Here is an 11,275-nt window from a genome sequence, read left to right on the forward strand (position 1 = left end):
ATCTTATATAATTATAAACAGAATAAAGATTTTGGAGGAATAAAATGGCAAACTCAGGTAAGAATATTTCTTCAGCAGTTATCAAGCGCCTTCCAAGATATTTTCGTTATCTTGGTGCATTAAAGGCAAGGAATATTACAAGAATATCTTCAAAAGAATTAAGTGAACAGATGATGGTAACAGCATCTCAGATTCGTCAGGATCTTAATAACTTTGGCGGATTTGGACAGCAGGGATACGGGTATAATGTAGATAATTTATATACAGAGATTGGCAAGATTTTAGGATTGGATAAGAGAAATGACATGATCATTGTAGGAGCAGGTAACCTTGGACAGGCACTTGCTAATTACCAGTCTTTTAATGAAGATTATGGATATAAAGTTATGGCATTATTTGATGTCAATCCAAAACTGATCGGAATTTCTGTTCGTGGAGTGAAAGTTCTTGATACAGATGAACTTGAGAACTTTATTAAGACACACGGCATCAAGATTGCTGCACTGACGATACCGAAAGATCAGGCACCAGCGATTGCCAAGAAGATGGCAGAATGGGGAATCAAAGGATTCTGGAATTTTGCACCGATCGATCTTCATCTGCCGGATAATGTTACGGTAGAGAATGTCCATCTGGCAGAGAGTCTGATGACGTTAACATATAATGTTCACAATAGAGAAGAACAAGAACAGGAACAATAGGCACAGCAGGTGATAGATGAGATGATTGCTGGAATAGGAACAGATCTTGTAGAGATAGGAAGAATAGAAGAGATGCTTCATAGAGGAAGTCGTCTTACAAGAATTTTTACAACAACTGAATTAGCGTGTGCAAAAGATAATGCTGCGACTTTAGCTGGCAATTTTGCTGTAAAAGAAGCCGTTTCCAAAGTATTTGGAACCGGCTTTTTCGGTATGGAACCATATGAGATCGAAGTATTAAGAGATAAGTTTGGGGCACCATATGTGAAATTATATGGGGGTGCAAGACAGCTTGCGAAGGATAAGAAGATCATAAAGATCCATGTATCGATCACTAATACAAAGGAATTTGCACAGGCATTTGCGATAGGAGAATGCGTATGAAATATGTATTAAAGAATCAGGAAATGCAGACGGTTGATTATGAAACAATTCATGGAATAGGAATTCCAGGGCTTGTGCTGATGGAGAGAGCATCAAAAGCGGTTGCAGACTATGCAGTGCAGATGATCGATCATTCCAAGAGAATTCTGGTAATTTCAGGAATTGGTAATAATGGAGGGGATGCTCTTGCCTGTACAAGAATTTTGCTTGAACAGGACTATCTGGTAGATTATATGATTGTTGGAAATTTGGAAAAAGCTTCAGATGATCTGAAATTACAGCTTCAGATTCTTAAAAATCTTGGATATTTTCCATTAGAAAATGCAAATTTTCATGAATATGACCTTTTGATCGAAGGAATTTTTGGAGTTGGACTTTCCAGAGAAGTTGGCGGTATTTACAAAGAAATGATTGAGCGTATCAATGCATGTGGCAAATCTGTCATTGCAATCGATATTCCGTCTGGTATCAGTGGAGACAGCGGAAAAGTTCTTGGATGTGCTGTTCATGCAGCAATAACGGTCACATTTGGCAGTTATAAAAGAGGACATTTATTATATCCAGGACGTGAATACTGTGGGAATATAAAACTTGTATCCATTGGATTTCACAACCAGACGATTAAAAAATATGCAACGGGATACACATTGGAAGCGGATGATCATTTAATGCCAGAAAGGAAAGCATATTCCAACAAGGGAAGTTATGGAAAAGTTTTGATCATTGCTGGAAATGAAACGATGTCAGGAGCAGCATGTTTTGCAGCAGAAGCAGCATTGCGGATGGGAGCAGGTCTTGTAAAAGTGCTTTCAGATGTACAGAATCGTTCAGTTTTACAGACAAAACTTCCAGAAATTTTATTTGGAGAACGAAAAGATTTAAAAGAATCTCTAAATTGGTGTGATTGTATCTTATTTGGCCCAGGAATCGGAGTTAGTGAAGAGACAAAAGAAATGTTGGAAATGATTCTTGAGGAAGGAACAAAACCATTAGTTATTGATGCAGATGGATTAAATACGATCAGCAGATATGATATGGAAATTAATTATCCATATGGACTGATCTTGACTCCACATCTGATGGAAGCATCAAGACTGATGTCATGTGATATTATGCAAATGAAAGAAGATTTATGTCAGAATGCATATGAGCTTGCAAAAAAATATCATTGCATTGCAGTTTTAAAAGATGCAGCAACTATCGTTGCACAAGAAGGTGATTTGGTGTATATTAATCAAAGTGGAAATGATGGAATGGCAACTGGAGGAAGTGGAGATGTTCTTGCCGGAATGATCACAGGCCTTTTAGGAGGCGGATTAGCTGCTCATGAGGCAGCAGTTCATGGAGTTTATCTTCACGGCCTTGCAGGAGATCATGCAAGACGTGATCTGGGTGCTTACAGCATGATCGCATCAGATATTATCACTCACATAAAGGATGTTACAGGAGGAAGCTATGAATCAGTACTATAGAGTGCATGCAGTCATTGATCTGGATGCAATCTGTCATAATATACAGGAAGTAAAACGTGTCGTTGGAGAAGGTGTCAAGGTAATGCCAGTGATTAAGGCTGACGGATATGGACATGGAGCAGTGCCAATCGCAAAAGAATTAAATAAGATTGGGGTTGATGCATTTGCAGTTGCGATCCTTGAAGAGGGAATCACACTTCGAAATCATGGGATTAAAAAACCAATTTTGATTTTAGGATATACATCAGAATATCAGTACAGCTCATTGATCCAGTATGAGATCGAGCCAACAGTATTTTGTTATGAGATGGCAGAATCTTTATCTAAGATCGCACAGGCTTTAGGAAAAGTTGCAAAGATTCATATTAAACTTGATACAGGAATGAATCGTATTGGATTTAAACCAACACAGGAATCTGTAGAGATTGTTGAGAGAATTTCTAAACTACCAAATATCAAGATTGAAGGAATCTTTACTCATTTTGCATGTGCAGATGAAGCAGATAAGACATCTGCGTACGAACAGGAACGTAAATACGATCAGTTTATTAAATGGTTAGAAGAAAAAGATATTTATATTCCGATCAAGCATGTATCAAACAGTGCATCGATCATTGATCTGGCTGGTTTTAGAAAAGATATGGTACGATCAGGGATCATCACTTATGGATTATATCCATCCGAAGAAGTATCAAAAGATGTGTTAGATTTAAAACCAGCGATGGAATTGAAGACACATATTGTATACATTAAGGAAGTAGGACCTGGAGAGGGAATCAGCTATAACCATACTTATGTCACAGACAAGAAGACAAAGATCGCAACAATTCCAGTTGGATATGCAGATGGATATCCAAGAGCACTTTCATCCAAGGGAAGAGTTTTGATCCGTGGGCAGTATGCTCCGATCATCGGAAGAATCTGTATGGATCAGTTTATGGTTGATGTTACAGATATTGAAGGCATTTCTGTGATGGATGAAGTAACATTAGTTGGACACGATGGCAATAAGATGTTAACTGTAGAAGAAGTTGCAAATCTCGCAGGATCATTCAATTATGAATTTGTCTGCGGAATCGGAAAACGAGTCCCTCGTGTTTATATTCGCAATGGTGAGATCAAAGAAGCTGAATATTTTGAAAAATAGGGAATTTTTTGAATACTTTTGAAAGAATTGTAAATACTCTTCATAGAATATTTAAAAAGAAATGGAGAGTGTTTATGCTTATGGTAATTAAGCGAGGCGATATATTTTATGCAGATTTGAGGCCAGTCGTTGGTTCAGAACAAGGCGGTATCCGTCCTGTGATCGTTCTGCAAAATGATGCGGGCAACAAATATAGTCCAACGATCATCTGTGCAGCGATCACAAGTAAGATGAATAAGGCAAAACTGCCAACGCATGTACCAATCGACTGTCACAGATGTGAATTGGAAAAAGATTCTGTGATCTTGTTAGAACAGATCAGGACGATCGATAAAAGCCGTTTAAGAGAAAAGGTATGTCATTTAAATTGTACATTTCTAAAACAGGTGGATCATGCACTGAAGATCAGTTTAAGTCTTGATACATAACAGAAATGGTACGATATTGACCTTTTTTCTTAGAAATGATATATTTAAATTTGCATAGTCTTAATTTCTAGAAGATAAAGGAGAAAGAAATGGAAGGATTTACTCCCTCGGTACTTGTGATGATCATTTTAGCAGTTATTGTTGGATTTGTGGCTGGATATTTTTTCATGAAGCAAAGAGAGAAGATTTTGGAAAACAAGAAGAAACTGCATACATCAGAACAGGAACATGAAGAGGATGAAGACAATGAATATGAAGAAGAGATCATGAACATTGTCAACGAAGGACATGAACAAGGTGCGATCATGGAAGGGGAAGCCCGTATGATCACGAATATCTTTGAGTTTGGAGATAAAGATGTTACAGACGTTATGACTTCAAGAAAGAAGATCGATGCCATTGATGTGACCATGTCCGTGGAGAAGGCATTAAATTACATGTTAGATGAGCCGTATTCAAGATATCCATTATATGAAGATGATATTGATAATATTGTAGGAGTGCTTTATTTAAAAGATGTAATCGATGCATACCTCAATCAGAAAGAAGCAAAGCTTTCTGATATTGCAAGAGAGCCGTTTTTTGTTCATCAGACGATGAATCTATCCGTTCTTTTCCAAGAGATGCAGACCAAGAAGATTCATATGGCGATCGTCATTGATGAATATAGCCAGACAGAAGGTATTGTATCTATGGAAGATATGTTAGAGGTTATCGTAGGTAATATCTTAGATGAATATGATGTTGAAGATCGTAATATCACTAAGATCGGATGGGCAGATGTTTATCTTGTACGCGGAAGTACAAGACTTGAAGAACTTGAGGATACACTTGGAATCGAGTTTGACGTTGAAGATATTGAGACACTGAATGGATTTTTAATTGATCAGCTGGGACATTTACCAGAAGACAATGAAGAAATAGAAATAATCTACCAAGGATATTCCTTTAAATCTGTCGATATTCATGACAACATGATCCGGCAGGTAAAGGTAGAAAAAAGGAAAAGGAAGGAAGAAAAAGATGTCAGGACACAGTAAATTTGCGAACATCAAACACAAAAAAGAAAAAAATGATGCGAAAAAAGGAAAAATTTTCACAGTCATTGGAAGAGAAATTGCAGTAGCAGTTAAAGAAGGTGGACCAGATCCAGATAACAACAGCAGATTACGTGATGTCATTGCAAAAGCAAAAGCAAACAACATGCCAAATGACACGATTGAACGTGGTATCAAAAAAGCTGCTGGAGATGCAGATTCTGTTAATTACGAACAGATTACATATGAAGGATATGGGCCAAGTGGAGTTGCTATTATCGTAGATACATTAACAGATAACAAAAACCGTACAGCATCTAATGTAAGAAATGCTTTCACAAAAGGAAATGGTAACGTAGGAACACCAGGATGTGTATCTTACATGTTCGAAAAAAAAGGACAGATCATTATCTCTAAAGAAGAATGTGAAATGGATGCTGATGATCTTATGATGATGGCATTAGATGCTGGAGCAGAAGATTTCAATGAAGAAGAAGACAGCTTTGAAGTATTGACAACGCCAGAAGATTTCAGCGCAGTTAGAGAAGCTCTGGAAAAAGAAGAAGTTCCTATGGCAGATGCCAGTGTAACAATGATCCCTGGTACTATGGTTGAACTTACAAGTGAAGAAGATATTAAGAATATTCAGAAAACATTAGATCTTCTGGATGAAGATGATGATGTTCAGGAAGTTTATACAAACTGGGATGAATAAAAGCATATCATAAATGATATGGCATAAATGACTATAAAAAGCGGGCATTTTTCACAACATTTAGGCAATAATGTTGTGGGGAATGCCTGTTTTGTGTTATAACAATTAATTGATATTATAATAAAAATGAGGTAGTATATGCCGATGGATGTGAATATGATTTCTTTGATTAATTAAAAATAAGCCTAACTATCAGATGTAAATTGGTGGTTAGGCTTATATTATAGATTTTTATGTGATAGAATTAATTGTAAAATTATGCATTTTTAAGTGCTTCTTTCAGATCATTGATAATATCTTTTGCACTTTCAATTCCAACAGATAAACGGATCATTCCAGGAGAAACACCGGCTTCTCTTAACTGTTCATCGTTCATCTGGCGATGTGTATGACTTGCAGGGTGAAGTACCATCGTTTTGGATGCAGCAACATGTGTCGCAATATTTGCTAATTTCAAGTTATCCATAAAACGTACTGCAGCATCACGTCCACCAGTCAGTTCAAAGGAAATAACACCACAGGTTCTTCCCTCATCCATATATTTTTGTGCTAGTTCATGATATTTATCATCAGGAAGTCCGGCATAAATAACATGAGATACTTTTTCATGAGCATCTAAGAATTCAGCGACTTTCTGAGCATTTTCACAATGACGTTCTACACGCAAAGGCAGAGTTTCTAATCCAAGATTTAATAAGAAACAGTTTTCAGGGGATGGAATGGAACCAAGGTCACGCATCAGCTGTGTTGTAGCTTTTGTGATATAAGCTTTCTTTCCAAATTGTTTTGTATAAACAACACCATGGTAAGATTCATCAGGTTCTGTCAGTCCATGATATTTATGTCCGTAAGCTTCCCAGTCAAAGTTTCCACTGTCAACGATCGCTCCACCTACCTGAACAGCATGTCCATCCATATATTTTGTTGTTGAATGTGTGACGATGTCAGCACCCCATTCAAAAGGACGACAGTTGATCGGTGTTGCAAAAGTATTGTCAACGATCAATGGAACTTCATGTTCATGGGCAACCTTTGCAAATTTCTCAATATCAAGAATGACAAGTGCAGGGTTTGCAATTGTCTCTGCAAATAAAACTTTGGTATTTGGTTTAAATGCAGCGGCAATTTCTTCAGCACTTGCATCAGTATCAACGAATGTACAGTCAATTCCAAGTTTCTTTAATGTAACACCCAGAAGGTTAAATGTTCCACCATAGATCGTAGAAGCTGCAACAACATGATCTCCAGCCTCACAGATATTAAAGATCGCATAGAAGTTCGCAGCCTGTCCAGAAGAAGTAAGAAGTCCTGCAACACCTCCTTCAAGATCAGCGATTTTGGCAGCCACAGCATCGTTTGTAGGATTCTGAAGACGTGTATAGAAATATCCTTCTGCTTTCAGATCAAATAACTGTCCCATTTCATCAGTTGTATCATATTTGAAAGTAGTACTCTGATAAATAGGGAGTGCACATGGTTCTCCTTTCTTAGGAGTGTAACCAGAATGAAGACATTTTGTTTCTAAATCATAATGACTCATAATCATAATTCCTTTCTGTTATAAAAAATATGTATTAAATTATACCCGCAATTCCTAAAGAAAACAAGGGGAATAGAATTCAGACAATTTACTGAATTAACTAAAAAAAATGAAAATTCGAGATTTTTTGTATAAAAGAAAAACAACTTGACAAAAAAATTATTTTTATCACACAAACCAACAAAAACATTGAAAAACTTAACGAAGTTCTTAAGATAATTTGTTGTTTTATTTTTAACGATGTGCTAAAATAATAGTGTTATTTTTAATACTGAAAGGAGTTTCAACATGATTTATTCACATGAAGTAGAACAAATGTGTACAGTAGCTCAGGGTGTAAACCATGGAGCTGCCCCAATTCCTGAAGAAGCAAAATGGGTAAAAGCGAAAGATGTAACAGACATCTCAGGATTAACACATGGTATTGGTTGGTGTGCACCTCAGCAGGGAGGATGTAAATTAACTCTTAACGTTAAAGAAGGTATCATCCAGGAAGCATTAGTAGAAACAATCGGATGTTCAGGAATGACACATTCAGCTGCTATGGCATCTGAAATCTTACCAGGAAGAACAATCTTAGAAGCATTAAATACAGACTTAGTTTGTGATGCTATCAATACAGCAATGAGAGAATTATTCTTACAGATCGTATACGGAAGAACTCAGAGTGCATTCTCTGAAGAAGGACTTCCAATCGGTGCTGGTCTTGAAGACTTAGGAAAAGGATTAAGATCTCAGGTTGGTACAATGTACGGAACACTTAAGAAAGGTCCTCGTTACCTTGAAATGGCTGAAGGATACGTTACAGGTATCGCTCTTGACGCTGATGATGAAATCATTGGATACCAGTTTGTTAACTTTGGTAGAATGATGGACTTCATCAAAGCTGGAGACGATGCTCAGACAGCACTTGACAAGGCCAAAGGTCAGTACGGACGCGTTGATGACGCTGTTAAGATTATTGACCCAAGAAAGGAATAGGAGGTAGCGAATAATGGCTTTATTTGAATCATATGAAAGAAGAGAAAAACAGATTCTTGCTGTTTTAAAAGAGTATGGAATCAATTCTATCGAAGAAGCTGCTGAAATTACAAAAGCTGCTGGATTAGATGTTTATGCTCAGGTTGAAGGAATTCAGCCAATCTGTTTCGAAAATGCAAAATGGGCTTACACAGTAGGTGCTGCTATCGCAATCAAAAAAGGTTGCAGAAGAGCTGCAGACGCTGCTGCTGCTATCGGTGAAGGTCTTCAGGCATTCTGTATTCCTGGATCTGTAGCTGATCAGCGTAAAGTAGGTCTTGGACATGGTAACTTAGGAAAGATGCTTCTTGAAGAAGAAACAGAATGTTTCGCATTCTTAGCAGGTCACGAATCTTTCGCAGCTGCTGAAGGAGCTATCGGAATCGCTGAAAAAGCGAACAAAGTTCGTCAGAAACCTTTAAGAGTTATCTTAAACGGATTAGGAAAAGATGCTGCACAGATCATTTCCAGAATTAACGGATTTACATATGTTGAAACTGAAATGGATTACTACACAGGTGAAGTAAAAGAAGTATTCAGAAAATCTTACTCTGAAGGATTAAGAGCTAAGGTTAACTGCTACGGTGCTAACGATGTAACAGAAGGTGTTGCAATCATGCACAAAGAAGGTGTAGACGTATCTATCACAGGTAACTCTACAAACCCAACTCGTTTCCAGCATCCAGTTGCAGGTACATACAAAAAAGAATGTATCGAACAGGGTAAAAAATACTTCTCTGTAGCTTCTGGTGGTGGTACAGGACGTACATTACATCCAGATAACATGGCTGCAGGACCAGCTTCTTACGGAATGACAGATACTATGGGACGTATGCATAGTGATGCTCAGTTCGCAGGATCTTCTTCAGTACCAGCCCATGTAGAAATGATGGGATTAATCGGTATGGGTAACAACCCAATGGTAGGAGCTACAGTTGCAGTAGCTGTATCCATTGAAGAAGCTGCTAAAGCAGGTAAATTCTAGGAAACCGCTTAAATACGTGGTTTTTGAACGGAGTTAGAAGCGGTAAAAAGTGGTGAAAAGTGGACGATTCGTACATTATTCATACATTATTCGTACACACGACTCCTACATCAGAATAACAAGAAAACAGAGCCGAGATGATAAGTCTTGACTCTGTTTTTTGTTATGTAATATTCTATTTTATCTTTAGGATTTCTTCCATAAGCCATTCTCTTTTTCGTTTCGTGTAAGTGTTTTCTGTAATGTCTTTTATTTTGTGTCCCATGATACGTTTTACAGCATATTCGTTTACATCGGCAGCTTTCGCCATTGTTGCAAACTGGATACGTCCGTCATGAGCACGATGATCTGGATTTAATTCTAGTTGTTCAATGATCTTATCAACTCTGTGTCGGTATTTATCGTATGTAAGCTTTAGGCTACTTCTGTGAGTCTTTGTATCAGTGCAATTGATCAAGTATTCACTCCCTAAAGATAACGCTTCCTGGTAACGGTGTTTTACTAATGTACGAATTTTTGGATGGATCGGAACTGCACGATCTTTTCCGGCATCGGTTTTCATACCACCAGTAATAAACCAGTTTTCTAAGTCAACGTTTTCTATTCTCAATAATCCTAATTCCTGTGGTCTCCAACCAGAGTAGCACTGGATCAGCAATACATCTACATAATCCACATCATACAAGTTATCCCATAATTTCTGCATTTCTTCATCTGTGAAGTCAATGTGATCTTTCTTTTCTTCCTCGACTTCTTTAATGATATCATCAGATAGCTTGAATGTTCGAGCATAATTCTTTTCGACAATATCATTTTCATTTGCATAATCAAGCATCAAGTTAAACAAGGACTTGATCTTTGTTTTTGTGGTAGGAGAAGGATGCTTTTCTTTTCCATCAACTTCGTATGTACCTTTTTCCATGCAGCCTTTAATATGTCGAGGCCTTAAATCTTTAGCACGCATGTTGTAAATAGCAGAGCAGTAGTTCCAAGCTGACTTGATTGTTCGCTCACTGGAATGAGAGGTTAAAGTCTTAAAGTATTCATCGGTCCATTTTTCATAAAGTTGTTCAACTGTCAGATCGTCATCTAAATCGTAAGGATTTTTATTGTATTCGACTAATGCAACATAAGCATCGTTGTAAGTTTTAAAGTACGCATTTGGTTTTAGGGGTTTACAAATTGGTCGACCATAGAAGTCTTTTCCTACAGTAACCATAGCTCTGTATGGATTTCGGAGATTATTATTTTTTATTTTAGTGATCTGGCCGAAACCGTTAGGGAGACGTTTTTTTCTACGAGATTTTGATTGTTGTTGTTTGGCCACTTTAGTATTAACAGGATATCCGCAGTGAGGACAAGCAATTGCGCGATCGCTTACCTGGAGATCACATTCTGGACATTTGATCAGTGCCATATATCATCATTCCTTTCTAAAAAAGGGTACAAAAAATACACCCTTATTAATTTGTAAAATTGTAGGATGTATGATATAATTCTGGTGTTGAGTCAGAGGCATATCATACACTACGATGTTGATAGGTTTCTAAATTTCGCCTGGTTGGTAGCCAGGCATTTTTTATTGGTTATTTTTCTGATTTTTAACTATGGTTTGTTTTATATTTAATAATTTGATATTTTCTAGTAATACTTTTCTATTTTCTGGTTCAAGATTTCTATATTCTTGTATCAAAGTTCTTTCTTGAGACGTGATTTCAAAATCTTCTTTTGTTGTATCGTCAAAGTTGTTAAGATTTTTAATTAAAAGTTTGGTAGAACAAAGAATATCAAAAATAAGAGCAAACATTAAAAATAATGAAAATACTAATATTATTTTATATAGGTT

The 11,275-nt window shown here is 37.0% G+C and carries 12 protein-coding genes; 9 read left to right on the forward strand and 3 right to left on the reverse strand.

Annotated elements, in window-relative coordinates; all coding sequences use genetic code 11:
* Positions 1-44 precede the first annotated feature (44 nt).
* The 7 genes from KE503_RS13335 (at position 45) to KE503_RS13365 (ending at position 5,884) form a co-directional block, all read left to right on the forward strand.
* The gene (locus KE503_RS13335; protein WP_022375296.1) at positions 45-701 is read left to right on the forward strand and encodes a redox-sensing transcriptional repressor Rex; all 657 of its coding nucleotides are present in this window, start codon (positions 45-47) and stop codon (positions 699-701) included.
* Between the two features lie 21 nt (positions 702-722).
* Entirely contained in the window at positions 723-1,085 is a 363-nt protein-coding gene (gene acpS, locus KE503_RS13340; protein ID WP_022375295.1) for a holo-ACP synthase, read from the forward strand.
* Entirely contained in the window at positions 1,082-2,557 is a 1,476-nt protein-coding gene (locus KE503_RS13345; RefSeq protein ID WP_212385510.1) for an NAD(P)H-hydrate dehydratase, read from the forward strand. Before acpS ends, KE503_RS13345 begins: the two co-directional genes overlap by 4 nt.
* Complete coding sequence (gene alr, locus KE503_RS13350) at positions 2,541-3,704, forward strand: alanine racemase (RefSeq protein WP_022375293.1); 1,164 nt, start codon at positions 2,541-2,543, stop codon at positions 3,702-3,704. The genes KE503_RS13345 and alr overlap by 17 nt, the downstream gene beginning before the upstream one ends.
* Before the next feature lie 80 nt (positions 3,705-3,784).
* Positions 3,785-4,132, forward strand: a complete 348-nt coding sequence (locus tag KE503_RS13355; protein ID WP_009265730.1) for a type II toxin-antitoxin system PemK/MazF family toxin — start codon at positions 3,785-3,787, stop codon at positions 4,130-4,132.
* 89 nt (positions 4,133-4,221) lie between these two features.
* A complete protein-coding gene (locus KE503_RS13360; RefSeq protein ID WP_212385512.1) occupies positions 4,222-5,172 on the forward strand; it encodes a hemolysin family protein in 951 nt (316 codons plus the stop codon).
* Positions 5,156-5,884 (forward strand): YebC/PmpR family DNA-binding transcriptional regulator, encoded by a 729-nt coding sequence (locus KE503_RS13365; protein WP_055196946.1) that lies wholly within the window; start codon positions 5,156-5,158, stop codon positions 5,882-5,884. The genes KE503_RS13360 and KE503_RS13365 overlap by 17 nt, the downstream gene beginning before the upstream one ends.
* Positions 5,885-6,140: 256 nt before the next feature.
* Here KE503_RS13365 and KE503_RS13370 read toward each other — a convergent pair whose 3' ends face one another.
* Positions 6,141-7,424: an O-acetylhomoserine aminocarboxypropyltransferase/cysteine synthase family protein gene (locus KE503_RS13370; RefSeq protein WP_212385514.1), complete on the reverse strand. Its 1,284-nt coding sequence runs from the start codon at positions 7,422-7,424 to the stop codon at positions 6,141-6,143.
* A gap of 288 nt (positions 7,425-7,712) precedes the next feature.
* On the opposite strand from KE503_RS13370, the gene KE503_RS13375 reads away from it, so the two are divergent.
* Positions 7,713-8,405 (forward strand): iron-sulfur cluster assembly scaffold protein, encoded by a 693-nt coding sequence (locus tag KE503_RS13375; protein ID WP_008392877.1) that lies wholly within the window; start codon positions 7,713-7,715, stop codon positions 8,403-8,405.
* Positions 8,406-8,418: 13 nt separating this feature from the next.
* Positions 8,419-9,429 carry a GGGtGRT protein gene (locus KE503_RS13380; RefSeq protein ID WP_055196949.1) on the forward strand — a complete coding sequence of 337 codons (1,011 nt, stop codon included), beginning with the start codon at positions 8,419-8,421 and terminating at the stop codon, positions 9,427-9,429.
* Between the two features lie 175 nt (positions 9,430-9,604).
* Here KE503_RS13380 and KE503_RS13385 read toward each other — a convergent pair whose 3' ends face one another.
* Together KE503_RS13385 and KE503_RS13390 are read right to left on the reverse strand one after the other, a co-directional pair.
* Positions 9,605-10,846 carry a tyrosine-type recombinase/integrase gene (locus KE503_RS13385; RefSeq protein WP_212385516.1) on the reverse strand — a complete coding sequence of 414 codons (1,242 nt, stop codon included), beginning with the start codon at positions 10,844-10,846 and terminating at the stop codon, positions 9,605-9,607.
* 162 nt (positions 10,847-11,008) lie between these two features.
* Positions 11,009-11,275 (reverse strand): hypothetical protein (locus KE503_RS13390; protein WP_212385518.1); only part of this gene is annotated, 267 nt, incomplete at its 5' end.

This window comes from Anaerostipes sp. Marseille-Q3525, from assembly GCF_018223505.1.
Classification (GTDB): domain Bacteria; phylum Bacillota; class Clostridia; order Lachnospirales; family Lachnospiraceae; genus Anaerostipes; species Anaerostipes amylophilus.

Coding starts and splice junctions, on each gene's coding strand:
- KE503_RS13365 (WP_055196946.1), top strand. CDS start 5,156: ATGTCAGGACACAGTAAATTTGCGAACATCAAACACAAAAAAGAAAAA.
- KE503_RS13385 (WP_212385516.1), bottom strand. CDS start 10,846: ATGGCACTGATCAAATGTCCAGAATGTGATCTCCAGGTAAGCGATCGC.
- KE503_RS13370 (WP_212385514.1), bottom strand. CDS start 7,424: ATGAGTCATTATGATTTAGAAACAAAATGTCTTCATTCTGGTTACACT.
- KE503_RS13380 (WP_055196949.1), top strand. CDS start 8,419: ATGGCTTTATTTGAATCATATGAAAGAAGAGAAAAACAGATTCTTGCT.
- acpS (WP_022375295.1), top strand. CDS start 723: ATGATTGCTGGAATAGGAACAGATCTTGTAGAGATAGGAAGAATAGAA.
- KE503_RS13355 (WP_009265730.1), top strand. CDS start 3,785: ATGGTAATTAAGCGAGGCGATATATTTTATGCAGATTTGAGGCCAGTC.
- KE503_RS13375 (WP_008392877.1), top strand. CDS start 7,713: ATGATTTATTCACATGAAGTAGAACAAATGTGTACAGTAGCTCAGGGT.
- KE503_RS13360 (WP_212385512.1), top strand. CDS start 4,222: ATGGAAGGATTTACTCCCTCGGTACTTGTGATGATCATTTTAGCAGTT.
- KE503_RS13345 (WP_212385510.1), top strand. CDS start 1,082: ATGAAATATGTATTAAAGAATCAGGAAATGCAGACGGTTGATTATGAA.
- alr (WP_022375293.1), top strand. CDS start 2,541: ATGAATCAGTACTATAGAGTGCATGCAGTCATTGATCTGGATGCAATC.
- KE503_RS13335 (WP_022375296.1), top strand. CDS start 45: ATGGCAAACTCAGGTAAGAATATTTCTTCAGCAGTTATCAAGCGCCTT.